Annotated in this window: 29 protein-coding genes and 4 tRNA genes; 9 read left to right on the top strand and 24 right to left on the bottom strand. The window is 61.3% G+C overall.

All coding sequences use genetic code 11. The annotated features are described in order from the left end of the window. Positions 1-39: 39 nt before the first annotated feature. Entirely contained in the window at positions 40-399 is a 360-nt protein-coding gene (gene hisI, locus V8J82_RS15680; RefSeq protein ID WP_339976370.1) for a phosphoribosyl-AMP cyclohydrolase, read from the bottom strand. A 67-nt stretch (positions 400-466) separates the two neighbouring features. On the opposite strand from hisI, the gene V8J82_RS15685 reads away from it, so the two are divergent. Beyond that, positions 467-922: an iron-sulfur cluster assembly scaffold protein gene (locus V8J82_RS15685; RefSeq protein WP_339976658.1), complete on the top strand. Its 456-nt coding sequence runs from the start codon at positions 467-469 to the stop codon at positions 920-922. A 249-nt stretch (positions 923-1,171) separates the two neighbouring features. On the opposite strand, the gene V8J82_RS15690 is transcribed toward V8J82_RS15685, so the two are convergent. From V8J82_RS15690 to sciP, 5 genes are all read right to left on the bottom strand, one after another. Beyond that, entirely contained in the window at positions 1,172-1,294 is a 123-nt protein-coding gene (locus V8J82_RS15690; protein WP_339976371.1) for a hypothetical protein, read from the bottom strand. A gap of 109 nt (positions 1,295-1,403) precedes the next feature. Then, a complete protein-coding gene (gene recG, locus V8J82_RS15695) occupies positions 1,404-3,506 on the bottom strand; it encodes an ATP-dependent DNA helicase RecG (RefSeq protein WP_339976372.1) in 2,103 nt (700 codons plus the stop codon). Next, positions 3,499-5,910: an NAD-dependent DNA ligase LigA gene (gene ligA, locus V8J82_RS15700; RefSeq protein ID WP_339976373.1), complete on the bottom strand. Its 2,412-nt coding sequence runs from the start codon at positions 5,908-5,910 to the stop codon at positions 3,499-3,501. The genes recG and ligA overlap by 8 nt, the downstream gene beginning before the upstream one ends. Positions 5,911-6,096: 186 nt before the next feature. Further along, positions 6,097-6,810, bottom strand: a complete 714-nt coding sequence (gene ctrA, locus V8J82_RS15705) for a response regulator transcription factor CtrA (RefSeq protein WP_339976374.1) — start codon at positions 6,808-6,810, stop codon at positions 6,097-6,099. A gap of 112 nt (positions 6,811-6,922) precedes the next feature. Continuing rightward, positions 6,923-7,198 carry a CtrA inhibitor SciP gene (gene sciP, locus V8J82_RS15710; protein ID WP_339976660.1) on the bottom strand — a complete coding sequence of 92 codons (276 nt, stop codon included), beginning with the start codon at positions 7,196-7,198 and terminating at the stop codon, positions 6,923-6,925. A gap of 135 nt (positions 7,199-7,333) precedes the next feature. Between sciP and mnmA the strand changes: the two genes are divergently transcribed. Next, positions 7,334-8,476, top strand: a complete 1,143-nt coding sequence (mnmA, locus tag V8J82_RS15715) for a tRNA 2-thiouridine(34) synthase MnmA (RefSeq protein ID WP_339976375.1) — start codon at positions 7,334-7,336, stop codon at positions 8,474-8,476. On the opposite strand, the gene V8J82_RS15720 is transcribed toward mnmA, so the two are convergent. From V8J82_RS15720 to soxR, 11 genes are all read right to left on the bottom strand, one after another. After that, complete coding sequence (locus V8J82_RS15720) at positions 8,473-9,162, bottom strand: hypothetical protein (protein WP_339976377.1); 690 nt, start codon at positions 9,160-9,162, stop codon at positions 8,473-8,475. The two genes, mnmA and V8J82_RS15720, sit on opposite strands and share 4 nt — an antisense overlap. A 153-nt stretch (positions 9,163-9,315) precedes the next feature. Beyond that, positions 9,316-9,392, bottom strand: a tRNA-Asp gene (locus V8J82_RS15725). Positions 9,393-9,422: 30 nt separating this feature from the next. Beyond that, positions 9,423-9,499, bottom strand: a tRNA-Asp gene (locus V8J82_RS15730). Positions 9,500-9,618: 119 nt separating this feature from the next. Then, complete coding sequence (locus tag V8J82_RS15735; protein WP_339976379.1) at positions 9,619-10,608, bottom strand: DMT family transporter; 990 nt, start codon at positions 10,606-10,608, stop codon at positions 9,619-9,621. After that, on the bottom strand, positions 10,601-11,125 hold the full coding sequence (locus tag V8J82_RS15740) for a GNAT family N-acetyltransferase (protein ID WP_339976382.1): 525 nt from the start codon (positions 11,123-11,125) through the stop codon (positions 10,601-10,603). Before V8J82_RS15740 ends, V8J82_RS15735 begins: the two co-directional genes overlap by 8 nt. Before the next feature lie 51 nt (positions 11,126-11,176). Continuing rightward, positions 11,177-11,884: a hypothetical protein gene (locus V8J82_RS15745; protein ID WP_339976384.1), complete on the bottom strand. Its 708-nt coding sequence runs from the start codon at positions 11,882-11,884 to the stop codon at positions 11,177-11,179. Continuing rightward, entirely contained in the window at positions 11,881-12,819 is a 939-nt protein-coding gene (locus V8J82_RS15750; protein ID WP_339976386.1) for a pirin family protein, read from the bottom strand. The genes V8J82_RS15745 and V8J82_RS15750 overlap by 4 nt, the downstream gene beginning before the upstream one ends. A gap of 103 nt (positions 12,820-12,922) precedes the next feature. Further along, positions 12,923-13,297: a DUF4870 family protein gene (locus V8J82_RS15755; RefSeq protein ID WP_339976388.1), complete on the bottom strand. Its 375-nt coding sequence runs from the start codon at positions 13,295-13,297 to the stop codon at positions 12,923-12,925. Positions 13,298-13,405: 108 nt separating this feature from the next. Further along, positions 13,406-13,481 (bottom strand) — tRNA-Val (locus V8J82_RS15760). 46 nt (positions 13,482-13,527) lie between these two features. Next, on the bottom strand, positions 13,528-14,106 hold the full coding sequence (locus tag V8J82_RS15765; RefSeq protein WP_339976390.1) for a histidine phosphatase family protein: 579 nt from the start codon (positions 14,104-14,106) through the stop codon (positions 13,528-13,530). Continuing rightward, positions 14,099-14,605 (bottom strand): redox-sensitive transcriptional activator SoxR, encoded by a 507-nt coding sequence (gene soxR / locus V8J82_RS15770; protein WP_339976392.1) that lies wholly within the window; start codon positions 14,603-14,605, stop codon positions 14,099-14,101. Before soxR ends, V8J82_RS15765 begins: the two co-directional genes overlap by 8 nt. A 73-nt stretch (positions 14,606-14,678) precedes the next feature. Between soxR and V8J82_RS15775 the strand changes: the two genes are divergently transcribed. After that, positions 14,679-14,888, top strand: coding sequence for a hypothetical protein (locus V8J82_RS15775; protein ID WP_339976394.1), 210 nt, complete (start codon positions 14,679-14,681; stop codon positions 14,886-14,888). A gap of 197 nt (positions 14,889-15,085) precedes the next feature. Here the strand turns inward: V8J82_RS15775 and V8J82_RS15780 are convergent. The 3 genes from V8J82_RS15780 to lon all read right to left on the bottom strand — a co-directional run bounded on the left by V8J82_RS15780 (position 15,086) and on the right by lon (position 18,769). Next, positions 15,086-15,160: transfer RNA gene (locus tag V8J82_RS15780), tRNA-Val, on the bottom strand. Between the two features lie 88 nt (positions 15,161-15,248). After that, positions 15,249-16,025 (bottom strand): polysaccharide deacetylase family protein, encoded by a 777-nt coding sequence (locus V8J82_RS15785; protein ID WP_339976396.1) that lies wholly within the window; start codon positions 16,023-16,025, stop codon positions 15,249-15,251. Between the two features lie 341 nt (positions 16,026-16,366). Continuing rightward, entirely contained in the window at positions 16,367-18,769 is a 2,403-nt protein-coding gene (gene lon, locus V8J82_RS15790; RefSeq protein WP_339976398.1) for an endopeptidase La, read from the bottom strand. Between the two features lie 264 nt (positions 18,770-19,033). On the opposite strand from lon, the gene V8J82_RS15795 reads away from it, so the two are divergent. Beyond that, positions 19,034-19,429, top strand: a complete 396-nt coding sequence (locus tag V8J82_RS15795) for a DUF4149 domain-containing protein (RefSeq protein WP_339976400.1) — start codon at positions 19,034-19,036, stop codon at positions 19,427-19,429. Between the two features lies 1 nt (position 19,430). On the opposite strand, the gene V8J82_RS15800 is transcribed toward V8J82_RS15795, so the two are convergent. Both V8J82_RS15800 and tgt read right to left on the bottom strand, forming a co-directional pair. Continuing rightward, a complete protein-coding gene (locus V8J82_RS15800) occupies positions 19,431-20,270 on the bottom strand; it encodes a hypothetical protein (protein ID WP_339976403.1) in 840 nt (279 codons plus the stop codon). Between the two features lie 127 nt (positions 20,271-20,397). Next, positions 20,398-21,528, bottom strand: a complete 1,131-nt coding sequence (gene tgt, locus V8J82_RS15805; protein WP_339976405.1) for a tRNA guanosine(34) transglycosylase Tgt — start codon at positions 21,526-21,528, stop codon at positions 20,398-20,400. Here tgt and V8J82_RS15810 point away from each other — a divergent pair. Beyond that, on the top strand, positions 21,527-22,291 hold the full coding sequence (locus V8J82_RS15810) for a hypothetical protein (protein WP_339976407.1): 765 nt from the start codon (positions 21,527-21,529) through the stop codon (positions 22,289-22,291). The two genes, tgt and V8J82_RS15810, sit on opposite strands and share 2 nt — an antisense overlap. Before the next feature lie 3 nt (positions 22,292-22,294). Here V8J82_RS15810 and V8J82_RS15815 read toward each other — a convergent pair whose 3' ends face one another. Continuing rightward, positions 22,295-23,113 carry a class I SAM-dependent methyltransferase gene (locus V8J82_RS15815; protein ID WP_339976409.1) on the bottom strand — a complete coding sequence of 273 codons (819 nt, stop codon included), beginning with the start codon at positions 23,111-23,113 and terminating at the stop codon, positions 22,295-22,297. 103 nt (positions 23,114-23,216) lie between these two features. Here V8J82_RS15815 and V8J82_RS15820 point away from each other — a divergent pair, with 103 nt between their 5' ends. The 4 genes from V8J82_RS15820 (at position 23,217) to V8J82_RS15835 (ending at position 25,222) form a co-directional block, all read left to right on the top strand. Further along, on the top strand, positions 23,217-23,579 hold the full coding sequence (locus V8J82_RS15820; RefSeq protein WP_339976411.1) for an SUF system Fe-S cluster assembly protein: 363 nt from the start codon (positions 23,217-23,219) through the stop codon (positions 23,577-23,579). Positions 23,580-23,778: 199 nt separating this feature from the next. Next, on the top strand, positions 23,779-24,462 hold the full coding sequence (locus V8J82_RS15825; RefSeq protein ID WP_339976413.1) for a DUF3307 domain-containing protein: 684 nt from the start codon (positions 23,779-23,781) through the stop codon (positions 24,460-24,462). 56 nt (positions 24,463-24,518) lie between these two features. Continuing rightward, positions 24,519-24,899, top strand: coding sequence for a HesB/IscA family protein (locus V8J82_RS15830; protein ID WP_339976415.1), 381 nt, complete (start codon positions 24,519-24,521; stop codon positions 24,897-24,899). Then, complete coding sequence (locus tag V8J82_RS15835; RefSeq protein WP_339976417.1) at positions 24,896-25,222, top strand: TfoX/Sxy family protein; 327 nt, start codon at positions 24,896-24,898, stop codon at positions 25,220-25,222. Before V8J82_RS15830 ends, V8J82_RS15835 begins: the two co-directional genes overlap by 4 nt. Positions 25,223-25,305: 83 nt before the next feature. Here the strand turns inward: V8J82_RS15835 and V8J82_RS15840 are convergent, their stop codons facing one another. Further along, positions 25,306-26,214, bottom strand: coding sequence for an isopenicillin N synthase family dioxygenase (locus V8J82_RS15840; protein WP_339976419.1), 909 nt, complete (start codon positions 26,212-26,214; stop codon positions 25,306-25,308). Positions 26,215-26,241 lie beyond the last annotated feature (27 nt).

The raw sequence follows: 26,241 nt of genomic DNA on the forward strand, positions 1-26,241 counted from the left end.
CCGAAGGACGGGGGCAGAGCCCCCAAATACACAAAAGACTCACTCCGGCGCCATCAACTCCACTTCCTTACCTTGCGTCACCGATGTGTAAAAACACACCCGCCGATTGGTATGGCAGGCCGGGCCGGTCTGCCGCACGATTGCCAGCAAGCAATCCCGGTCGCAATCCACCCTCAAGTCCACCAGATCCTGGGTATGGCCCGAAGTTTCGCCTTTGATCCAAAACGCCTGTCGCGACCGGCTCCAATAAGTGACCCGCCGCGTCTCCAACGTGCGCTCGACAGCCTCTCGGGTCATCCAGGCCATCATCAAAACCTCGCCCGTCCCCTCCTGCTGCGCGATGCAGGGGATCAAACCATTGGCATCATAGCGAAGACTGGCGGCGTCAAAGGCAGTCATGGGCATCCCCCTTTGCAAATTCGAAACTGCCCGCTACCTATGGGAGGTGCGTGAGAAAGGCAAAGCGATGGCAAGCGATACTGATCTGATCAAGCTTTATTCCGGACGCATCCTGGCGTTGGCGGCAGATATTCCCCATCGCGGGCGGCTGGAAAATCCACAGGCCAGTGTCAAGAAACGCGCGCCGCTTTGCGGATCCACGGTGACGGTCGATCTGGATGTCGAAGACGGTGTGATCACGCGGTTTGGGCAGGATGTGAAAGCCTGCGCCCTGGGTCAGGCCTCAGCGGCTCTCATGGGCGCGCATATCATCGGGCGCAGCCGGGCCGAGATTGAAACCGCCCGAGACGCCTTGCGCGCGATGCTGAAAGAGGGCGGCGACGCCCCCGGGGCTCCGTTCATGGGTTATGAAGTGCTGAGCCCCGCGCGCGATTATCGCAACCGCCACGCCTCGATCCTTTTGTCGCTAGAAGCCACCGCGGAAGCCCTGGCGGAGGCCGAGCGCGCAACAGCCTGCGCATAGTCCCGCCATCTGATTCCCAGTAGCATGGAAAACGCATGTTTTCCGTCCCTTTTTCGTGGCGAACAATGCCACCGCCCAAGAAAAAAACCGCCGCGCATCCGGGGCAGGATGGCGGCGGGAGGTATGCGTATCCGGGGCCAGATATCCCCGAGGCAGGGATCACATTGGCGGGACAGGGTTCGCGCGAGGACAAGACGCGGGAACGGCCAACATCTGGCGGACCGCAGGCAGAAACTCAGACTCGAGGCGTCAAAGCGCCCCGGGAACGTACAAAATGGCCAGCGTCATGGCCGCCAAAGCAGCCAGACCCAGAAGGTCACTCATCAATGTCGCGCGGGAGCGGGTCAGGATTTCAGTGGTCTGGCGGATCATGGTGGCGCTCCCTCGATTGTCGCTGTGTTAGCGTTTTGTTCTCACTTTTCGAAATAATTGTCCAGAACTTTTTAAGAACATTCGCGAACAAAACGCGTTTTGGCTGTGTTTACCCAACGTTCAATAGACGTATGGCTTTGTCTTGTTCCATCAGCCAAAGCAAGGTTTTTGCCGCCAGGCCGCGCTCGAAGGTCAGGTCTGGATCAAGCGCCAGCAGCGCACGGGCATCGCTCTGCGCCAGGGCCAATAGGCCCGATTGCGCCTCGAGATCCGCGATGCGGAACCGGGGCAGACCAGATTGCGCGGTTCCGATCACATCGCCCGCGCCCCGGATGGCGAGATCCTCTTCGGCGATGCGAAACCCGTCCTCGGTCTGACGCAGCACTTCAAGCCGCCGCTTCGCCGTCTCTCCCAGCGGTGCGCGGTAAAGCAGCAGGCACGTGGACTCAGCCGATCCCCGCCCCACCCGTCCGCGCAATTGATGCAAGGTCGACAGCCCGAAAATCTCAGCCTGTTCGATTACCATGATCGACGCGTTGGGCACATCCACCCCCACCTCGATCACCGTCGTCGCGACCAGAACACGGGTCTCACCCGCCTTGAACCGCGCCATGATGGCGTTTTTCTCAGCAGGCGGCATCTGGCCGTGAACCAGCGCCACATGTTCGTCGCCAAGCGCCGCGCGCAGCATTTTGAACCGCTCTTCAGCGGCGGTCGCGTCATAGACCTCGGATTCCTCCACCAGCGGGCAGACCCAATAGACCTGCCGCCCCTCGTCCAGAGCGGTCCGAAGCCGCGCGACGACCTCATCAATGCGGGCGGTCGAAATCATCGCCGTCTTGACCGGCGTCCGACCGGGCGGTTTTTCGTCCAGGATGCTCAGATCCATATCGCCATATTGCGCCAGGCTAAGCGTGCGCGGAATCGGAGTGGCGGTCATCACCAGGACATCCGCAGCCGCCCCCTTGTCGCTCAGCCGCACTCGTTCCCGCACACCAAAGCGATGCTGTTCATCCACCACCGCCAGGCGCAGATCCGCAAAGGCGACGTCGTCTTGAAACACCGCATGGGTGCCCACCAGAATGTGGATATCGCCCCGCGCCAGCGCCGCCAGCTTGTCTCGTCGCTCGGCGCCCTTATCTGCACCCGTCAGGATGTCACATACGACACCCGCCGCCTCGGCCAATGGACGCAAGTTGAGCAAGTGTTGACCGGCGAGGATCGAGGTCGGCGCCATCATCACGCCTTGGCCGCCCGCCTCAACCGCCGCGAGCAATGCCATCAACGCGACCAGCGTCTTGCCCGCGCCCACATCGCCCTGCAACAAGCGGTTCATCCGGTGCGGTTCCGCCATGTCGTCTGTGATCTCGGCAATTGCGCGGATCTGAGCATTCGTCGGCGTATAAGGCAGGCTTTTCAAAACCTTATCGCGGAGCGCAACGGTTCCTTTGCTGACCAACCCAGGCTTGCGACGACGCTGTGATCGAGCGAGGGACAGGGTCAGCTGATGGGCAAAAAGCTCATCATAGGCAAGCCGCTCACGCGCGGGGTGGGCACGGCTGATATCGGCATGCCCCGTTGGCGTATGGGTCTTGCGGATCGCGTCGGAAAAGCTTGGCCAATTTCTTTCTTTGATAAGATTGGGATCGGCCCATTCCGCGAGATCCGGCACGCGGCTGAGGGCGGATTGCATCGCCTTGAACACGCCGCGCTGCGTCAGACCCTGGGAGAGTGGATAGACCGGTTCGAACACCGGAATGCTCCCCGCATCCTCCGTCGCCACCATGTGATCGGGATGGGCCATCTGCGCAATGCCGTCATAAAGCTCCACCTTGCCCGACACGACACGATGGGCGCCGGGGGGCAGCTGTTTTTCCAGGTAATCGCCGCGGGCGTGAAAAAATACCAGATGAAACGCGGTCTGCGCATCCTCGACCTCCACCCGATAGGGCCCGCGCCCTTTGGGTTTGCGATGCGCACCGATGGTGACCTCAACGGTGGCTGGACCCGGCAATGGGACCTCACGGATCGAGTCGCGCCGGGTGCGGTCGAGCCCTCCCACGGGCAGGGTCAGGATCAGATCCTTCGGCGTTTCGACCCCAATTCCGGCATAATGCTTTGCCGTTTTCGGGCCGATCCCCTCCAGCGTTTCCAGCTCAGCGAAAAGCGGGAACAGCGCCGGTGGGCGGCCTCTGGTCGGTGCATCAGGCATCGCCGATCAGCTCAAGCCAGCCATCTTCATCGAGTGTCTCAATGCCCAGATCTGCGGCCTTCTTGGCTTTTGACCCCGCCCCTGGCCCGGCCACGACCAAATCGGTTTTCGAGGACACGCTGCCCGAAACCTTGGCACCAAGCGCCTCTGCGCGCGCCTTGGCCTCGGCCCGGGTCATCTTTTCCAGACTGCCGGTGAAGACCACAATCTTGCCCGCCACCGGGCTTTCGGTTGCGCGTGCTTCAGGGGCCTGGATTGTGAGATGATCGATCAACGCGTTGATGGAACTGCGTTCCGTGTCCTGCTGGAACGTGGTCACCAGCGACACGGCCACGGTGGTGCCGATCCCGTCGATCCCGGTCAGATCATCCCAGGCCGCCTTGGCCCCCGGCACCGTCTCGGCCCAGGCCGCTTCACGCGCTTTGATCAGATTGGCGCGTCGGCCTTCATCGCTCGCCTTTGCGCGTTCGGCAGTCTCGGCCTCTTCCGCCGCGCGATGGGCAGCCGCCGCATCGGCCGCGGCATCGACGGTGGTGGCAAGCGCCTCCCAAGTGCCGAAATGACGTGCGAGATCTGCGGCAGCAACCTCACCTACATGGCGAATGCCGAGCGCAAAGATCAAGCGCGCGAGAGGGATATCGTGTTTGTCTTCAATGGCTTGAAACAGGTTATTGGCAGATCTCTCACCCCAGCTTTTTGTCTCGGCGAGAGGTTTCTTCGACAAAACCGATAAGGCCGTCTCAAAATCCTGAAGCGGGTCGACACCCAACACCGTGAGCATTTCGCGCCGTTCCGATAGGCGCGCCGCGTTGTCCTCCGCGTCGCCAGAGGTCCAGCTTGCCGCAATATCTGCGGCGGGAAGAAGCGCCTTCGCCAAAGCCGCATCTCGCGCGGGAAGGGTGAAGATATCCGCCGGCGCTCGCACCCAACCCAAATGATAAAATGCTTCGACTTGCTTGGCGCCAAGACCCTCGATGTCAAACGCAGCGCGGGACACGAAGTGTTTCAGTTTTTCGACGGCCTGCGCCGGGCAGATCAAGCCGCCCGTGCATCGGCGCACGGCGTCCCCTTCTTCGCGAATGGCGAGGCTGCCGCATTTCGGGCAAGTCTCGGGAAAGATGTAGGGCTGCGTACTGTCGGGCCGTTTGCTCAGATCCACATCGGCCACTTTTGGGATGACGTCGCCGGCGCGATAGACTTGAACCGTATCGCCGGCGCGAATGTCTTTGCCGTCCCGGATCAAGGCGCCGTTGGCATCGCGGCCGGCTATGTAATCCTCATTGTGGAGGGTCGCATTCGACACCACGACGCCGCCAACCGTCACCGGGGTCAGCCGCGCAACGGGACTTAGCGCCCCAGTCCGGCCCACCTGAATTTCAATCGCCTCCAAGGTCGTCCAGGCCAGCTCCGCAGGAAATTTATGGGCGATGGCCCAACGCGGCGTGGTCGACCGCAGACCCAGCCGCGCCTGATAGGCAAGGTCATCAACTTTGTAGACCACCCCGTCGATATCGTAGCCGAGCGACGCACGATCCGTTTCGATACGATGATAATGGGCAATCATCTCAGCCACATCCAAGCAGGTTTCCGTCCTGTCATTGATCTGGAACCCAAGAGATTTCAGGCGGTGAAGTGCGCCAGCCTGTGTCTCTGCCAGAGGCTCGCTCAGCGTGCCCCAAGCATAGGCAAAAAAGCGCAACGGGCGCGATCGGGTAATCACCGGGTCGAGCTGCCGCAGCGATCCGGCGGCGGCATTGCGTGGATTGGCGAAGGTTTTGTTGCCCGCCTCCGCCTGGCGGGTGTTGAGCGCTTCGAAATCTGCATGGCTCATATAGACCTCGCCGCGCACTTCCAGGATTTCGGGCGCGCCGCTCAGCTTGGTGGGAATATCGGTAATGGTGCGCGCATTGGCGGTGACGTTTTCCCCCACCGCCCCATCGCCGCGGGTGGCCGCACTGACCAAGGCGCCGTTTTCGTAGCGCAGCGACAGAGACAGCCCGTCGATCTTGGGCTCGGCGGTGAAGGAAAGCGGCGCCTCAGGCGCCAGACCTAGAAACCGACGGATCCCTGAGACGAAATCCGTGACATCGGCATCGTCAAATGCATTGGCCAGCGACAGCATCCGCATGGAATGGGTCAGTTTGGCGAAAGCCTCGGCTGGCGCTGCGCCGATTTGATCACTGGAACTATCGGCGCGTTTCAGATGGGGAAACTGGGCCTCGATCGCCGCGTTCTCGCGCTTGAGCACGTCATATTCGGCATCGCTCAGGCTCGGGTCATCAGCGGCATGATAAGCGAGGTTGGCAGCGCCGAGAATTTCGGCCAGCTCAGCCAGGCGCGACTGGGCATCAGCTTCACTTAGCGAGGCGGCAAGCGTTTGAGCGGTTTCATGTTCCTTGGCCATCCACCGCCTCCCCAGCATTCAAGCATTTGCCCATCCCGGTGATAGGCGCCCGCGCCGATGTCGTCCAGATCGACAATCTATCGCATGGGTTGATGATGAAAAGCCGTCCGCCGCGCGGGCAACGAAAAACGACCCGGGCCGAGGCGCGGGTCGTTTTGTGTCGCTGCAGAAACTCTAACTTAGTGCCTAGGCCGAAGCCGCAATCTCGATCTCGCCACCGACCGGCACCGGATCGCGCAGGACATAGCCGCGGCCCCAAACGGTTTCGATATAGGTGTCGCCGCCGGTCGCCTCGGAAAGCTTTTTACGCAGTTTACAAATGAAAACGTCGATAATCTTCAATTCCGGTTCGTCCATGCCGCCATAGAGATGGTTGAGAAACATCTCTTTGGTCAGAGTTGTCCCTTTGCGCAGGCTCAGCAATTCCAGCATCTGGTATTCTTTACCTGTCAAATGCACGGGCACTGAATCGACATCGACGGTTTTTGCATCAAGATTTACGGATATACGACCGGTATTGATCACCGATTGCGCATGACCTTTCGAGCGGCGAATGATCGCGTGGATGCGGGCCACAAGCTCTTCGCGGTGGAACGGTTTGGTCAGATAGTCGTCCGCCCCGAACCCAAACCCTTTGAGCTTGTTATCCGGGTCATCAAGGCCCGACAGGATCAGGATCGGTGTCTCGACCCGGGCGGTCCGCAGATGGCGCAAAACCTCGTGCCCGGACACATCCGGCAGATTCAGGTCAAGCAGAATGATATCGTAATCATACAGCTTGGCGAGATCCATGCCCTCTTCACCCAGATCGGTTGAATAGACGTTCAGGTTCGCGTGTTTCAGCATCATTTCGATACTGCGGGACGTGGTAGGGTCGTCTTCAACTAGCAAAACGCGCATCAGTTCTCTCCGGGTATGCCTCGACTGTTGCAGCTATGATTTGGCGGAAATAGTTAATCACAGGTTACCCGGACCGAATGAATTCGCCAAAACATCATTTTTTTTTTGAGCTTCATTCTCGGAACTTTTGTAAGGCCGTTGCTTTTAAGGCTTTTTCGCCATGGCGTGCGACGGCATGGCGCCAAGAATCCAACTCCTCTTCCGACAGGGAGTAGGTCCGAATCGCTTCTTCCTCGGTCATTAACCCGAAATCGACCGCCCGAACGACGGCAGCTTTGCGGCTGGCGACCCACCGTGTGGTGTCTGCTGGCGGCAGATCGGAGCGGGTCATTGTGGTTCCATCGGGCAGCGTCACGGCATGCGGCCCTTGGATCTTGCGAATATACATCTCGGCCTCGGTCTGTTGAGTGTTTCGACGCACCATGGCAAACGAGGCTTAAGATCACGTAAGCAGACCTTGCGATTGTGCCGCCCCTGCCTATATCGGCGGATCGATGCTAGACACGGCCTAAAGGACATTCCCATGGCGCTGGACCGCCCTGCCCCAGTAAACTCGCTTGGCTTTGCCAAAGCCCCCGCCGATACGCGGGTGGTCGTGGCCATGTCGGGTGGTGTGGATAGCTCGGTCGTGGCCGCGATGCTGGCAGATGAAGGGTATGACGTTGTCGGTGTCACCCTGCAGCTTTACGATCACGGAGCGGCACTGGCAAAGACGGGTGCGTGCTGTGCGGGCCGCGATATCCATGATGCCGCCCGCGTCGCCGAAACGATGGGCTTTCCCCACTACGTTCTGGATTACGAGAACGTCTTCAAAGACGCGGTGATCGATGAATTCGCCGACAGTTATCTGGGTGGCGCCACGCCGGTGCCCTGTATCCGCTGCAACGAACAGGTGAAATTCAAGGATCTGCTGGGCACGGCGCGCGATCTGGATGCCGATTGCATGGCGACAGGCCATTACATCCAGCGCAAGATGGGCGCCCAGAAGGCCGAACTGCATTCCGCCGCCGATGCCGCCCGCGACCAAAGCTATTTCCTGTTTTCGACCACCCAGGAACAACTCGATTTCCTGCGCTTTCCTCTGGGACATCTGGCCAGCAAGGATGAAACGCGGGCGCTGGCCGCGCGCTACGGGCTCAGTGTCGCCGACAAACCGGACAGCCAGGATATCTGCTTCGTGCCGAATGGCGATTATGCCTCGGTCATCAAAAAGCTGCGCCCCGAAGCCGCCGATCCCGGTGAGATCGTGGACATGGATGGCAATGTGCTGGCCCAGCATAACGGCGTCATCCACTATACGATTGGCCAACGGCGCGGCCTGGGGATCGGCGGGCTGGCCGACCCGCTTTACGTTGTGAAGCTGGATCCAGAGACGCGGCGCGTAATCGTGGGACCGAAAGAGGCGCTGTCGACCCGCACAATCCCCGTGCGCGAGATCAACTGGCTGGGCGATGCACCGTTCGATAGCCAAGATGCCTGGGAGTTGGACGTCAAAATCCGCTCGACACGCCCGCCCCGCGCGGCAACGATCCGTCCGCTTTCGGAAAGCAGCGCCGAAGTCGAACTGGCCGTGGCAGAAGACGGTGTCAGCCCAGGCCAAGCCTGTGTGTTTTACGCGCCCGAAGGCGGGCGGATCTTAGGCGGCGGCTGGATCCACCGCGGCTAGGCGCCACCATTCATCAGGAACGAACGAAAGCGCAGTTCCTGATATCCAATTGTCAGGATCACCGACGCGCTGTCGGCCCGAACCACACTGTCGGCGCGCCCGCCGCCAGCATCCAACCGGTAGCCACTATCGCCGTAAGTCGCCCAGGCATCCGGGCGCGTATTGGGGGCAACATGTTCAAACATCTGCTCCAGCACATCCTCGGCGGCCGCTTGCGAGACAATCGCCACCGAGCGCGTATCGTCCCATACCAAGGTGCAAGCCAGGCGCGCGATGGCTCCGTCGGGCCAAATATCTGCATCGTCGAACCAGGGCAAAACGTGGCGTGTCAGGTCAAAGACCTCCCGGTCCGTCGCGCGCCGCGACGCAAACCAATCGCGGGTCTCGACGCCGTAGCGCGCACAGGTCAAGATCCCGCCCCCGATCAATGGTCCCGTGGGATCCGCGAAGTCGCCGTTGATGGACCACAACAGCGGATCGGTAGGTGGTAGATCAGGCTCGACCGGGTCGCGATAGAAAGACGGCAGGGCCCGCAACAGAGCCTGCCGAAAAGCCTCCTCTGTCAGATACGGCTGCTCGGCCAAGGAAAAGATCGCGGGAAGATCCAAGGTCACCGGAAAAGTGGCCTGTTGCGCTGCGGCAGGGGTCACGTAGGCAAAGACAACGAGGGGCAAAAAAACACGCATGAAGAAACACTAGCGCCGATCACAGTCGGCGCAACGTAAGATCATCCGCACGGCCTGGCCACCTATCCGTGGCAACGCGGGCGGGCGATGGCTCCCGTAAGGGGGCTTGAGGACGCGCGCCCTGCCCCGCAACATCTTAACATCAGGAAAAAGTGGCGCGGTTGACGGGGCTCGAACCCGCGACCCCCGGCGTGACAGGCCGGTACTCTAACCAACTGAGCTACAACCGCGCATCGGGCTGGGGCGCTGCGTAAGGGTGGTGGCGCGGTTGACGGGGCTCGAACCCGCGACCCCCGGCGTGACAGGCCGGTACTCTAACCAACTGAGCTACAACCGCTCACCCTTGGCGCCGGGCGCCCCGGCGTGAGGGGCGGTTTATGCTGGCCAGACAGCCCCGTCAAGCGCCCAAGCCCGCCCAAACGCGCCTTTGTCGATGCAAGGGCGAAATTGCCCGCCTCAGCCCCGCCGCAACGGGCGATCCGCCGCGGGCCCCCTGCCCCCGCGACGCCGCTCGCGCGCGAAAACGTAGATGCCCGCCCCCGCGATCAAGGCGGCGCCCAACACCATGACAGGCGTCGGCACCTCACCAAACACCACCCAGCCAAAGCCGATGGCCATGGGCAGCGCCACATATTCGTAGGAGGCCACGGTTGCCGGGTTTCCGATCCGGTAAGCCTGGGCCAAGCTGTAGCCGATCACGCCGACCATCACGCCCATCAGCGCAAATTTCCACAGATCCGCGGGCGCGGGCCAGACCCAGGCGCGCAATAGGAACACCAGGCTTTCGCTATCGACCCGCTCCGCGAACCGCCCATCGCCGACGCTGAGGAAAAACAAGACCGACACAACCAGAAACGCGCTTTGCACATAGGTGGCCATCGCCACGGCGGGGGATTTCGCGCCCAACTTTCGTGTCATCACCTGCATACCCGCATAGCAGGCGGCGGCGGCAATCGGCAGTGCCAAAGCGGACCGCGGCACATCGGCCCAATCGGTGCCGGGCGCCGCCATCACGGCCACGCCCGCAAATCCAATCAACAGCGCGGTGATCCGGTGGCGGCCGACTGTCTCGCCCAACACCGGGATCGCCAGCAAGGTGATGAACAGCGGGGCCACAAAGAACAAGGCCGTCGCCACCCCCAAGGGCATCACCGCAAGGGCCGAAAAATAGAGCATATTCGCCGCCACCAATAGAAAGGCGCGGATCAGATGTAAGACGGGCGTCTCGGTCCTCAGCAACCGCCACCCGCCCTGGACGCGTACGATCACCAGCGTGATCACCAAACCAATGGCGGATCGCACGAAAACCATCTGATGCAGCGGATAATCCCCCGACAGCAGCTTGATCAGCATATCGTTCACCGAAATGCAGACCATCGAGATCAGGATCAGTAAGATGGCTCGGCTGGGCGTTTCGGGCCCGATCCGGGCGGCGATGTCAGACATTGCCCGACCCACCGCGCAACCGGTCCAGCAGCGCCGCCGTGTCGCGCCAGCCCACCGCGACAGCCGGGACAGAAACATCCAAAATGGTGTCCTGAAACTCCGACGTTTCGCGCCCGCCCCAACGCCGGTAGATCGCCCGCGCCGGACGGTTGGCGCTCAGCACTTCCAGCGACAGCGCGCCGGGCATCGACAGCACGGCAATCGCGGTCATCAATGCCCGCCCAACGCCTTGCGCCCGCGCCTTGGGCGCCACATGCAGCGCATCGAGATAGGCGCAGCCATGGGGGCCTTCGTCTTGCATCGCGGCAAAGCCCATGAGCCGGTCGTCTTCATCGCGCGCGGCAATCACACGATGATCGATCAGCGCTCCGCCATGCCATGTCGCAGCCATGTAGTCAGACAAACGTGCGCCCAACGCGATCTCAGGCAGGACATTCGCATAATCGCGGCGCCAATTGGATTCGTGCAACCGCGCGATATCGGGCAAATCCAGAGCGGTGGCGGGGCGCAGATCCATGCCACCAAATTGCAGCGAAGTGTTCGCCGCCACAAGCGTGATAAGCGGTCGCTAGCGCGGCAGGATTTCCGGCAGCAGGATCGAGAAGAAACGCCGCGCGAGGGCCAGGTCCCGTTGCAGATCCTCCGCCGTGATCCGCAGACCCCCAGCGCCCGCCCGCGCCAGAATATCGAGCCCATGCCGCCCCTCGGCCAGCGCCGCCTCGAACGCGCGCAAATCCGCGGCGCCGGGAGCCATACCCCGCTCAAGCCGCAGCATTGCGCCCTGCCCCGGAACAATCAGATCCAAATCCGCGTCGGCCAAAAACGCCGGGTTCCGGCGCAGGTCTTGCACCTGCAATGCGCCATCGGATGCGAGACCATAGGTTAGCCGCAATCCGCCACCGCTCTGTGACAGGTCCACCCAGCAGGTCAGAGAGTCGTCAGCGGAGTGCACGCATTCGGCCACATCCCGACCATCGCCAGACCCATTCCGATCGCTCAGCGTGACACCCAGATGACCATGGATCATCGCAAATCGCCCGGCCTGTCCCGGCAGAACTTCCTCGATGAAGCGGGAATAGCCCCCCTCAACCGCAACCAACAGACAGGTGACCTCACCGCCCACCAGACGTGGCGGCGCAATAAACCGCGTGCGTATGTTCGGCCCCACATCCTCCGGAACACCGGAAAGACGCCGTTCATTGGGGCAATCGGCATGGCGTTCGGCCCAGGCCGGCGTCGCGGCCAGGGCCAGCACAAGGCAAATCGCGCGGATCACCGATCGGGCAGCGGAATGAACTCCGCATCGTCGGTGGGCGGCAATTGAAAGCGACCATGTTGCCAATCACCCTGGCGCCAGGCCTCTTTCGCTTCCTCGATCCGTTCCTTGGAAGATGCCACGAAATTCCACCAGATGTGCCGCGGGCCCTCCAGCGTATCGCCGCCCAGGATCATCACCCGCGCACCCTGGTCCCCGGCTGTCAATGAGACACGGTCCCCGGGCCGAAACACCATCATCTGGCCCGCGCCAAAGCTCTCGCCCGCAATCGTGACCGTGCCTTGCACGACATAGGCGCCACGATCCTCATGGTCGTCGGGCATGGGCAGCTTGGCGCCGGGCTGCAAATGCGCATCGGCATAGAACATCGCGGACGGCGTTTCGACGGGCGCGCGTTCGCCATAGGCATGTCCGAGGATCAGGCGCAGTTCCTTGCCCTCGCCCTCCAGAAACGGAAGCTCGGACTTTCCAGCGTGCACGAAGGCAGGCGCAATGTCTTCGGCATCCTTCGGTAAGGCGATCCAGGTCTGGATCCCAAACAGCCGGTAGGGATTACGCAACATGTCGCCATCGATCCGCTCGGAATGGGTGATCCCATGGCCCGCCGTCATAAGGTTCACCGCGCCGGGTTCGATCCACTGATCGGTGCCCAGACTGTCGCGGTGATGAAATTTGCCCTCGTACAGATAGGTGACGGTCGACAGGCCGATATGGGGATGGGGCCGGATATCGACCCCATTGCCGGTCAGAAACTCGGCTGGGCCCATCTGATCGAAGAAGATGAAGGGGCCGACCATCTGACGCTTGGGCGCTGGCAAAGCGCGGCGCACCTCAAAATCACCAAGGTCGCGGGCGCGTGGTACGATCACGGTTTCAATTGCATCCACATCGTCACCGGTGGGGCAATCGGGGTCGAGGGCAGGATTCCAACTCATGGCGCGGGGCCTCCGGGGTTGTTCGGGTCTAGGCCATAGCTAAGTGCGCGCGCCCTGCCCGCCAACTCGGTGCGGCAACACGCTGGCTGCGCGCCGCTGCACATTACACCGCTTTCATACCCAGCATCTCCACGCCAGAGATCGGGCGCTGCGCATGGGCAAGCTGAATGCCCGTGATGATCCGCACCAATGTCCAGACGGCCCAAAACAGCAGGATCGGTAGCCCAATCAGGACGAAGGAGGTCGGCACGCCCACCGCCAGCATCAGCAAGCCCCACCAAAAGGTGCGGATCTGAAAACTCAGATGAGTGTCGAGCCCCGGATCCTTGCCCCTTTCGATATAGGCATAAACGACGCCGGCAAGCGCAGTCAGCGCCAAGGCAAAGCCCACCGCATAGAGGATGTAGATGATAAACGCGCTCTGATAGGGACTATCGCCGCCAAAAGGTTGCGGCGCGGATTGGCTCGGGTCAGTCATTGTAAGGCGTCTCGCTCAAATTGCCGGTGCTACACTATAGGCGCAGCGCTGCAAAAACCGCCAGTATCCCATGTGGATCGGCGTGTGACCGCCTTGTAGACTTGAGAATGGTGGGTGGTGAGGGGCTCGAACCCCCGACATCCTCGGTGTAAACGAGACGCTCTACCAACTGAGCTAACCACCCGAACCGATGCGGGGCTTAGCAAAAGGTTGGCCCGGGGGGCAAGGGCCTATCGCAGCCCTAAGATCTCGGCCCGACCCTCGGCGATGAAATGAACGATCCCCTGCCCTCCCGCCACGGCGCTCAGCGCCTCAGGCGGGCGCCCCAACGCCAGACAGCGCAAGACACGCGAGGTGACGCCATGGGTCACGAGGATCGTCGGACGCGTCAGCTCTGCCAAGACGGCGCGGCACCGTTCGGTCATCGCGGACAGGCTTTCGCCGCCCGGCGACGTGAACTTCCACAGATGCGGATCGGACATATCCAGATCGGGGGCCATCTGCGCCACCTGCGCCGGTGTGCAGCCTTGCCAGGCGCCCAGATCAACCTCAACCAAGCGCGGATCGATCACCGCCTCCGCCATCTTATCGGGCAACGCCAATTCCGCTGTCTTGATCGCCCGCCCCGACGGGCTGATACGCAACTCCGTGGACATGATCGACGCCTGCGCCAGGATCCGCCCCTGGTCCAGGGCCTGTGCCCGGCCCAACTCGGTCAATGGGCTGTCCAGGCGCCCTTGCAGGCGGGTCACGACGTTCCATTCCGTCTCGCCATGGCGCAGGATATAAAGCGGCGGCAGATCATTCATCGACCTGATCCTGCCGCTTGCTTGCGCGGACCGCGTCCACCGCTGAACGTTCCGAGGTCTCACCAACCCAACGCCTTGGACCCGCACCTCGCGCGCCCATTCGATCATCGGGATTGTAGAGCGGGCAATGATCCATCGACAGGCAGCCACAGCCGATGCACGCCCCCATCTGATCGCGCAAACGCAGCAATGTTTCGATCTGATCATCCAGCCGGTCCGCCCAGATTGTCGCGGCGCGGGCCCAATCGTCGGCCTTGATCCGGTCATCGGGCAAGTCGTCGAACATTACTTTGATCTCGCTCAGGGGCACACCGACCGCTTGAGCGGTGCGGATAATTGCGATGCGGCGCAGCTCTCGCCGATCATAGCGACGGTGATTGGCGCCATTGCGCCAAGATCGGATCAGCCCCTCGGCCTCATAATAATGCAGCGTCGACACCGCGACGCCTGCCCGCGCGGCCATCTCTCCGACACTCAAATCCTTTGCAACTGAAGACATTTAGCGCTTTACCTCAAGTGAGCTTGAGGTCGTAGCGTCCTGTAATCGCAACGATTCGCCAAGAGGTATTCCCATGTCTATTCAGATTTCTTCGCCCCGCCGCTCCGCGCCGCACCATCCGTTGCGCGCGCCCTGGCGGCATTGGTGGCTGCGTGCCGTTAAGGCACAACAAATGCGCCATCTGGCCGATATCACCCGTGACCCGCATATGGCCCGCGATCTCGGTCTGCCACCGCGCCCCAAACCCGCCACCGGTCTCGAACTATTGGGAGGTCTGCGATGATGTCCGATATTCTTCACCGCCTTTTGGCTTTCACCCGCCACGGTGCCCTGCCCGATCACAGACTGTGCACACAATGCATGGATGCCGCCCTCAGGCGCGAGCTTGCGGACTTGTCTTGGGGTGACGATGGGAATGGCCCATCAGAACAGCCGCGAACTTCCCGATAGAAAGCGCTATTCACGCGTGAAAGAAGGGGGTGGTGGGTGATGAGAGATTTGAACTCCCGACATCTTCGATGTGAACGAAGCGCTCTACCACTGAGCTAATCACCCGCCGGGTGCGTGGGGTTTAGCGGGCCTCGGCGCGCTCTGCAAGAGGGCGCGCACGGGTTGTCATGGTTTGTTCAAGTGGCCGGGTGCTCTAACGCGATGCGCCCGCCAGACGCAGACGGCGGCGATCCCACCGCGGCCATCCAATCAGTTCAGAGACTGTCACAAAGCGAAACCCCCGCGCCGCGACACCATCGAGCGCGGCCGGCATTGCACGCACGGTGGCCGAGTGGATGTCATGGGCCAGGATCACCCCGCCCGTATGGCTGCCATGGACAATCCGTTGGGCCACAACGCCGGAGCCTGGCCGCTGCCAATCCAGCGTGTCGATCGACCACAGCACTGTCGGCATCGCACGGGCCTGGTGCAGCATCAGCCGCTGGCGATCATAAAGATTGCCGTAAGGCGGTCGCATCGTGACCGGCGGGCGCCCGACCGCGGCATAGACAGCCTGATTGGTTCGGTCGATCTGGTTCAAGACGGACGCGTCGGAATGGCCAAACAGGCTGGGATGGGAATAGGTGTGATTACCGATCTCATGCCCCTCAGCCACCATCCGTTGCAGGATTTGCGGGTAGCGCGCCGCGTTGCGCCCGATCACATAAAACGTCGCACGGATGCCGCGGGCGCGCAGCATATCCAAAAGCTGGGGCGTCAGGTTCGGATGCGGTCCATCGTCGAATGTCATCGCCACCAAGGGCTGCGCGGTTGGAACACGCGTCACGGTCGCGTCGACACCGCGCCGGATCGCCCCGCGCCCCGCGAAGCTTTGCGGCGCCGCCTGCGCCTCTGCACCTTTTGCCAGCATTGGCGCCGACAGCATTGAGGCAGCCGCGATCACAAAACGACGGCGATTGATCTCGGGCATGGGGCTCATCTCTTTGATCCCACTCGCATACACAACAAACGTTAACGTCACGTTGGAGGGGCCAGCCGCTCAATCGCAAGTCTGGAGGGTTTTTCGAAGCGAATCGGTTAACGCCCGTGCCCGCCGCGCCACGCTTTCGCGGCAAATTCCGGGCAATTCGGGCCAAAACGGCGCGATTAACTGGCTGATATACGGCGTGTCACGATGAGATCTCATCGCGGAATATGCTGATCGTCCAACGGTCCGACTGCATGCGCCACAGCAAAGCGCGGCGCCGAACTCACGAAAAAACCCGCCAAGCCAGTGGCTCAGCGGGTTTCGGAATAGGTGTCAGCGCCGGATTAATGGGCGGTGGCGGACCCTGCCCCGTCACGTTCGGCGGCGCGGGCCGCGGCGGCTGCTTCTTCGGCGGCCTCGTCCCACTCAATCGCTTCGGGTGCGGTGACCAACGCGCGTTCCAAAACCTCGGAAACATGGCTGACGGGTATAATCTTCAACCCCTCTTTCACATTGTCCGGGATTTCGGCGAGATCCTTTTCGTTCTCTTGAGGGATGAGCACGGTGGTAATCCCACCGCGCAGCGCCGCCAGCAGCTTCTCTTTCAGACCACCAATCGGCATTGCATTACCGCGCAGACTGACTTCGCCGGTCATGGCGATGTCGCGCTTCACGGGAATGCCCGTCAGCACCGACACGATAGAGGTCACCATGGCCAGGCCCGCACTTGGCCCGTCCTTGGGTGTCGCGCCATCGGGCACGTGGACGTGGATGTCCATCCGGTCGAATTTCGGCGGCTTCACTCCGATCTCTGGCGCGATGGACCGCACATAGCTGGCCGCGGCGTCGATGCTTTCTTTCATCACATCGCCTAGCTTACCGGTCGTTTTCATCCGCCCTTTGCCGGGCAGCTTCAACGCCTCGATGTGCAGCAGGTCACCACCGACGCTGGTGTAGGCCAACCCGGTCACAACACCGATTGCATCGGCATCCTCGGCTAGGCCGTAACGAAACTTCTTCACGCCCAGGAAATCGTCGAGATTGTAGGGGGTTACGACAACTTCTTCATCCTGTTTGCGGACGATCCGCGTGACCGCTTTCCGCGCGAGTTTTCCGATTTCTCGCTCCAGATTCCGCACGCCCGCCTCGCGGGTATAGGTGCGGATCATCTCTTGCAGCGCTTCGGGCTCCAACGTGAATTCCTTGGCCTTCAACCCATGGTTCTTGACCTGTTTCGGGATCAGGTGCCGATGGGCAATCTCGGCCTTTTCATCCTCGGTGTAACCGGCCAGCGGGATGATCTCCATCCGGTCCAGGAGTGGGCCTGGCATGTTGTAGGAGTTCGCCGTGGTTAGGAACATCACGTTGCTGAGGTCATATTCGACCTCAAGGTAGTGATCCACAAAAGTGCCGTTCTGTTCGGGATCCAGCACCTCCAACATGGCCGAGGCCGGATCACCCCGGAAATCCTGACCCATCTTGTCAATCTCATCGAGCAAAATCAGTGGGTTGGTGGTTTTAGCCTTTTTCAGCGCCTGGATAATCTTACCGGGCATCGAGCCGATATAGGTCCGGCGGTGGCCGCGAATTTCGCTTTCATCGCGCACGCCGCCCAGCGAGATGCGGATGAACTCCCGCCCCGTCGCCTTCGCCACCGATTTCCCAAGCGAGGTTTTCCCCACGCCCGGCGGGCCGACAAGGCACATGATCGGGCCTTTCAGCTTTTTCGAGCGTTGCTGCACGGCCAAATATTCGACGATCCGTTCCTTGACCTTCTCAAGGCCATAATGGTCGTTGTCCAACACCTCTTGCGCGCGGCCCAGATCCTTTTTCACGCGGGATTTCGTACCCCACGGGATCGACAGCATCCAGTCAAGGTAGTTGCGCACCACGGTCGCCTCGGCGCTCATCGGCGACATGTTCTTGAGCTTTTTCAGCTCGGCCTCGGCCTTTTCGCGCGCCTCTTTCGACAGCTTGGTTTCGGCGATTTTCTCTTCGAGTTCCGCGACTTCGCCCGCGCCCTCTTCACCATCGCCCAATTCGCGCTGGATCGCCTTCATCTGTTCGTTGAGGTAATATTCTCGCTGTGTGCGCTCCATCTGCGATTTCACGCGTGTCTTGATCTTTTTCTCGACCTGTAGAACTGACATTTCGCCCTGCATCAGGCCGTAGACCCGCTCCAGCCGCCCGGCGACTTCCAGCGTTTCCAGAAGCTCCTGCTTCTGGTCCACCTCGATGCCCAGATGACCCGAGACGAGATCGGCCAGTTTCGCCGGATCCGATGCCTCTGACACCAAGGTCAGCGCATCTTCGGGAATGTTTTTCTTAACCTTGGCATATTTCTCGAACTCTTCGGCCACAGAGCGGGTCAGTGCCGCAATCGCTTCGAGATCGCCGGTGGTTTCGGCCAATTCAGTCGCGCGTGCCTCAAAGAACTGCTCAGTCGCCGTGTATTCATCGATCCGCACGCGGCGGCGGCCTTCGACCAGCACCTTCACGGTGCCATCGGGCAGCTTCAAAAGCTGCAAGACATTGGCCAACACACCCATGTCATAGATGCCATCGGGGCCGGGATCATCTTCCGCCGGGTCGCGTTGGCTCGATAGCAGGATCTGCTTGTCGTCCTGCATCACCTCTTCCAAGGCACGCACGGATTTTTCGCGCCCCACAAAAAGCGGCACGATCATATGCGGGAACACGACAATGTCGCGCAGGGGCAGGACGGGATAGGTTGTTTGCTCTGGCATAAGCCTGACGCCTTCCATTTTTTCGGGCCGAGGGCCAAGCCCCGCTTAGCGGCAACTTACCCCCCTCCACTTCAGGATGTGTTAACGTGGGGTTGAAGTTCGCCCGTTTCAAGCGATGTGGCGCCCACGTGCCTCAGGTCAAACTCTGCACTTCGCGCGTCGGAGGCACAACCCACCCTTTGGGGTATGACAGCAGACGAGCGCAAAATGCTGTGGAAAACCCGGCAATCTTGATTTGTCGCATCGGAGGCTAGATGCATCGGCATGTTTCTAGATGTCCTCAACCTGATCCTGACGGCCACCTTGTTCGGCGGGATGGTATTCTACAGCTTCGGTTTCGCACCGGTCCTGTTCGCACAATTGCCGATGGCGCAGGTGCGCCCACTCCTGCGCGGCACGTTCCCGTACTACTATCTCGCGATCATTTGTCTCGGGGCGCTGTCGGCAATCGTCACGTTTTGGGCCTCCGGCACGGCCAGTATGTTTTTGGCGATGATCGCGCTTAGCACAATCTATGCGCGGCAAATCCTGATGCCTCAGATCAACGCGGCCACCGATCGCGACGATCAAGGCGCCTTCAAACGGCTGCATGGCTTTTCGGTTGTTATTCAACTGATCCAGATCGGACTCGCGGGTTGGGCTTTGGTCTTGATCGCCTAAATCACGCCATCGCCATCTTGCGTGCGCTCCACCCAGCGATAGACCAGTCGCGGCGCCCACTGAGCCGTGCTTGAAGCGCATCGAGGTCGGACTGCGCGCTATCGTCCAGCCAAAGAAGCGACCAGGTCCCGAAGCCGAGTTCGATGATTTCATCCTCAGTCGCCACCTCAACCTGATCGTCTGAAACTTTAGCAAGTTCGGCCTTGCACCTCCCCCGCACACCTGCCCGTCTGGGCACGTCATCGACTGGAGCATAGTCGTACGAAAAGCGGTGGGGCCAATCCCAAATCGTTCGAACGTGTCGCTGAACAAGCGTCCCGAACGCGCCCAGCCGAAAATGCACTTCATAGGCTTCAGGCCCCCAATCGGGGCGGGCGTCCACGCGGGTCAATGATCCTGTCCAATAGCTTCTCATGGTCTCTTGACTGGGTGCGATTGCCGCCCAAATGGCGGCGGGCGTTGCGTTCAGCTTGCGGGTGGCGCGCGCATGATAGGTCATTTTCAACCCCGCGCTGCGTAAGAAATCTCGCTCCAGCGCGAAGGCGATCGCGTAGAAGATCGCAAAAAAGCTGATCCACGTGAATGCGCTGACATGGTCCCAGATCGGCATCCCGGACAACGACCGTTCAATGATCGCCTGAAGCACAAGCGCCAAACCCGCCGGCTCCAATGCACGGCGATAGCCCGGAGCCAGCAGGACAACGAGGGCCGCTAACAGGCCCGCGCCAACGGTCACAAGCCCTGTCGCGATTGTAATGAACAGGGTTGTGTTCCCGTTCATCTCGTTTTTCACAACAAAGCGGAACTCTGTGTTGCCGACCGCAAAAATAGCAAATGCCACCGAAAACAAAGTGATGAAAAGCAAAATGCGCCGCCGCTGGCGGTAAAGCCGTCTAAGCATGATCTTGGGCACCTCCAGATGGACCGAACGTTGCGGGCAATCCCGGCAACACTGTGGCGCCGCATCGTCAAATCGGCGGAATATCTCCCTCCGCTCGAATGGCATGAAAATCCGCTTCAAACGCATCGAACCAGTCCTCGGCGATCGCGTCCCGCATCCCCTGCATCAGTTCTTGATAATAATGCAGGTTGTGCCAGGTAAGCAGCATGCCCGAGATCATCTCTTGCGCACGGAAGACGTGGTGCAGATAGGCGCGCGAATAGTTGCGGCAGGCCGGACAGGTGCAATCTTCGTCAAGCGGGCGAGGGTCATCTGCGTGGCGAGCGTTCTTGATGTTGAGCTGCCCGCGCCGTGTCCAGACCTGCCCCGTCCGCCCAGAACGTGAGGGCAGAACACAATCCATCATATCAATGCCGCGTTTCACAGCACCCAGAATGTCATCCGGCTTACCCACGCCCATCAGATAGCGCGGCTTATCAACGGGCAGTTGGTCCGGCGCGAAATCCAGGCAGCCAAACATCGCCTCCTGCCCCTCGCCCACGGCAAGGCCGCCCACCGCATAGCCGTCGAATTCAATCTCACGCAGAGCCTCGGCACTTTCGGCGCGCAGATCTTCCTCAAGCCCGCCCTGTTGGATGCCAAACAGCGCATAGCCGGGCCGATCCCCGAACGCGTCCCGCGACCGCGCGGCCCAGCGCATGGACAGCCGCATCGAGTCTTCCAAGGCTTTACGATCGGCGGGCAACGCCGGACATTCGTCAAAACACATCACGATGTCAGAGCCCAGGAGCTTCTGGATCTCCATCGAGCGCTCGGGGCTCAGCAGATGTTTGGACCCGTCGATATGGGACCGAAAGGTCACGCCATCCTCGGTCAGCTTGCGCAGTTCGGCCAAGCTCATCACCTGGAACCCGCCGGAATCCGTCAAGATCGGACGCTCCCAATTCATAAACCGATGCAACCCGCCTAACCGCGCGATCCGCTCCGCCGTCGGGCGCAGCATCAGGTGATAGGTGTTGCCCAGCAAGATGTCGGCACCCGTCTCGCGCACACTTTCAGGCATCATTGCCTTGACGGTGGCGGCGGTGCCGACGGGCATGAAGGCGGGCGTCCGGATCTCACCACGCGGGGTGTGGATCACACCGGTGCGGGCCTTGCCAGAGGTGGCGTTCAGGGTGAAGGAAAATCTGTCAGTCATGCGCGACCCCATGCACCTCGGGCGCGGATTTGCCAAGGGGCTTCGACTTGCCATTCGTATCGCAACGCCGGACCATGGCACCAAACAACCGGAGATCCCGATGCGCCCCCTCGCCCTGCTCTGTGCGGTCCTGCTGCTGGCCACCTTCCCCGTCCCAAAGTCCGCAACGGCGCTGACGATTGCAGAGTTGACGGCGATCCACGATACACGCGACGAGCCTTATCGCTTGCGCAGCTTCACCATCGACGATGAATGGCGCGCCGACGTTGACGCGGATATGCGAATGCGTATGCCGGACATCGCCGATGAGGTCATGGAGGCCACTTCGGGCCGCTTCGATGGCGCAACCATCCACCTCTACGAACAGGATGACACCTCGCTCATCTCCTACATCGTCGCGCTTGAACATCGGGGCGAGATCGTTTTGCTGTCCTGGCATTCTACCGCGTTTTTCGAGATCCCTACGCTGGTTGAGCGGCGCATTGCTCTGCTGGATGCGGTGGCCGAGGCCTATGCGCCGGACCGGTTTGCGCCGGGTTGGGCCGAGGCCACTTTCTCCGCCGCGATCCAGGGCGTTCAGGATTACCACGACGGCGTCCGCGACGGGCCTTATCCCGGCTGGGCCTACGAGGATCGGCAGGGTATTCAGACCCTTGGGCAATCCCTGATCCCCGACTGGGTGACCATCACGATCACGTCGCTGGATTGCGCGCCCCGCTACCCGAATGAGGGCTGGGCGATCCTGTTTCTCTGCCCATACTAGCGTCTAGGGCGCGTTCTGGGCATGGAACAGGTGGATCCGCGCGGGCACATGCACCGCTCCGCCCGCGCTCTGCATCGTCGCAAACCGCGCCGTGATCTCGTCGCGGATCGCCTGGATCGTCGCCGCATCGGGGGTTTCGTCGGCGATGCGCCTTGCCGCAACCCCAAGATCCATCTGCGTCTCGGCGATATCATTGGGCGTGCCAGTGGGGGTCAGCGGCAGATCCCGCGTCTCGACCTGTGCTTTCCAGCCTGCTGCGGCCAAGGCCTGCAAAGCAATCTCAGGATCAGCAAAGCGGAACGGCCCAGGCGCAGCAGGATCGGTCGGAACGGGTGGCGGGCCCAGTATCTCGGTTGCAACGCGCCCCGCAACACTTAGCCAGGGATTGTCGGACGGCGGCGCCCAGGCGGCCAAGGTCATCTCTCCATCCAGCGCCGTGGCGCGGCGAATATTGGCGAAAGCGGCGATCGTATCGGAAAAGAACATCGTTCCAAACAGCGAAATCACCCGGTCAAAGGCGCGGGGCTGAAACCCGTGCACCTCCGCATCCGCGATGACCAACGTCACCTCGTCCGGTACCCGCTCGGCGGCGCGGCGCACGAAAGGCGGCGCCACATCGGCCCCCGTCACATGCCCGTTGCGCCCCACGATCTGCGCCGCGCGCAATGTGCTCAGGCCGCTGCCTATACCTATATCCAGCACGCGATGCCCAATCCGCAGATCCGACGCGGCAAGCAATGCCTCAAGCACCGGCGCATGGGCCGCCTCCATCCGCGCCTCGGCCCGCAGCCAGGGGGCAGCCATCTCATCCCAGTTTTGCATCTCGTCCGCTCCGTCATCGCCCCCAGAGATGCGCAGGCTGCGCCTTTACGCGCGAGGTCGCAATCCTTATATCAGTGCTCAGGTATTGAGCGTAGGGGTCCCGATGACCGAACAGACACCACATATGGAAGGCGCGCCGCTGATCCGGCCCTCCACCACGGACCACCCGCTTTATGACAACATCGTCGAGGCTTGCCGGTCCGTTTTCGATCCCGAGATCCCGGTGAATATCTACGATCTCGGGCTGATCTACACGATCGAGATCGGCGCCGAGAGCGATGTGGCCATCATCATGACATTGACCGCCCCCGGCTGCCCGGTGGCGGGCGAGATGCCTGGTTGGGTCGCCGACGCGGTGGAGCCGCTGGACGGTGTGAAGACCGTCAATGTCGAGATCACCTGGGACCCACCCTGGGGCATGGACATGATGTCCGACGAGGCGCGGCTCGAACTCGGGTTCATGTAGGCCAACGCCGTTTTCACCAATGTAAAGTCTGGCTTTCCGTAGCCCTTAACCGCCACCTAGGCGGTTGCCGCATTTGTGTGCACCTGACACTATCACCATCGGGGTTAAACGCAGCAGGGGCTGACCGTGAGCGCGGTTGGCTTGGGGCGCCGGGCGATCACATGCCGGGTGGCCGACGGATCAAGGACCATAATCCTCTATGGCGGCCTACACTTTCTCGGCGCTGTTTCTGGCCCATGTTCTTGCGGATTATGTCCTGCAAACCGGCTGGATCGTTGCCAACAAGCGGCGCGCCAGCGCGATGGCGCTGCATATGTCGCTTGTTTTCGGCGCCATGTGCCTGACCACCCTGACATTCAGCCCGTGGTTCATCGGTCTGACCATCGCGCATCTATGGATCGATACGGTCAAGACCTACGCCATGCCCGAGGGGTTGGTGGCCTATATCTTGGATCAGGCGCTACATGTCATTTCGGTGGTCAGCGTGGCGCTGTTGGCGCCTGAAATCTGGTCTTACAGCCCCTTGGCCGAGATCCCAAATGTACCGCTTTACTTTATGATTGCGGGCGGGGTGCTGTTTGCGGTGCGCGGCGGGCAATATGCCGTCGCCATGCTGCTGCCAGAACCGGGGTCGCCCGGCGGGGTCTTGATTGGCTGGTTGGAACGCACCGCGATTTGTATCTTGCTGATCGGCGGCAGCCCGTTTTGGGTCGGGACGGTTCTGGGTGCCAAGGCATTGCAGCTGGGTCTGACCCTGAATGGCCGCGACAAGGCCGGACGGCGACGGCTCGTCTATGGCAGCGCCATCAGCCTGGCTTGGGGCTTTGCCGTGGCGGTCCCGCTGGCCCTTGTTATGCCGATGATGAGCGCACCCGCCCCTTGAGCGCTCAGCGCTACCGCCTTACATTAAGGCCAAACGCCCATAAACACAGGTGCCCCATGTTTGGCATTCCCGGAAAACAGGCCGTGACCATAACGGACAAGGCCGCCCAACAGATCGCCAAACTGATGGCGCAGGGCGACACGCAAGGCCTGCGCATAGGTATCAAGAAGGGTGGCTGCGCGGGCATGGAATACACCATGGATTACGTGTCCGAGATCGACCCCAATGACGAAGTGGTCGAACAAGATGGCGCGCGGGTGATGATCGCCCCGATGGCTCAGATGTTCCTGTTCGGCACCGAAATCGATTACGAGGTCAGCCTGCTGGAATCCTCGTTCAAGTTCCGCAATCCCAATGTCACCGATGCCTGCGGCTGCGGCGAGTCGATCAAGTTCAAGGATGTGGACGAACTGGCCGCAGATCGCGCTGCGGAATGAGCCTGAGCCAAGGTGAGATCGATCACGTGACCGAATTGTTTTCGGGTCTGGGCGATCTTACCGTTCGTAAGATGTTCGGCGGCGTAGGCCTTTATCATCAAGGCACGATCTTCGCGGTCCTGATGTCTGACGGCACCTTGCGCATCAAGGGGGCAGGCGCATTTCAGGATGTGTTGGAGGCCGAGGGCTGCACCCGCTGGACCTATACGCGCGAAGGGTCGGATACGATCCGCTCCATGCCCTATTGGACCATGCCCGATGGCGCCCAGGATGATCCGGATCTGGCCTGCGACTGGGCGCGCCGCGCATTGGAGCATTTGTGACGCCTTTTGTCGGCGTTGACGGGGCTCTGCCCCCGCTCCTTCGGAGCCCACCGGGATATTTTTGAAACAGAGAAGAGACGCGATCAGGACGGAGTGTCTTGCAGATGCGTATAGGTCTCGGCATAGCGCTTTGACAGATGCGCCCCGGCGCTGATCGGCGCGGCGCCGGCGGGCGCGACATTCGTGTCATAGGCCGGATTGAAGAACAGCGGGATCGAGATCCGCTCGGTCGCGCCGCCTTTGACGCGGTGGGGCGTGGCCCGTATCTGCCCGCCGGTCCACATCTCAAGCATCTCACCGAAATTGATGATGAATTCGCCGGGTTCGGCCGAGATCGGCACCCATGTCCCGTCGCGCAATTGCACCTCGAGCCCGGGCTGGCCATCGGTCGCCAGAAGTGTCAGGCAGCCATAATCGGTATGAGCGGCGATGCCGAAATCCTTGGCCCCAGCCCAGGCAGGCCGCTCGGGGTAGTAATTGCCCCGCAAAAGCGCCATGGGCCGGTCGAATTTGTCGGCAAAGAAGCTTGGATCGGCGCCAATCGCCGTCGAGATCCCTTGCAGGAGCTCCAGCGAGACCGCACGGGCTTGGTCGAAATAGGCCTCGATACAGGCCCGAAAGCCGTCGGGGGTCGTTGGCCAGCGGTTCGGCGCATAGACGCTGCGCCGCGACAGCGGGTCGCCCGCCGGTAACTCGACGCCGCAATCGAAGACCTCTTTGTAATCGGGGTTGGCCATTGGGTCGACCTGTTCGGATCCCGGCCCGCCCCAACCCCGATTGGCCCCGGTCGCCGCCATATCCACTGCCTGTTTGACATCATGGTCGCCTTTGAAAAAGGCGCGATAGGCCGCGATGGTCGCGCGCACCTGATCGGGTGAGATGGCGCTGTTATGCAGGGTGAGAAACCCGATCTCTTCCGCACCGATCTTGGTGGCGACCAGGGCCGCATCCTGGCCCTCGGCCAACATGGCGGCATCAATGCGGGGGATCATATCAGGTCTCCTTTCCGGTCTGTTGGC

The sequence above is a fragment of the Gymnodinialimonas mytili genome (assembly GCF_037544085.1).
In the GTDB taxonomy this organism is placed as follows: Bacteria; Pseudomonadota; Alphaproteobacteria; order Rhodobacterales; family Rhodobacteraceae; genus Gymnodinialimonas; species Gymnodinialimonas mytili.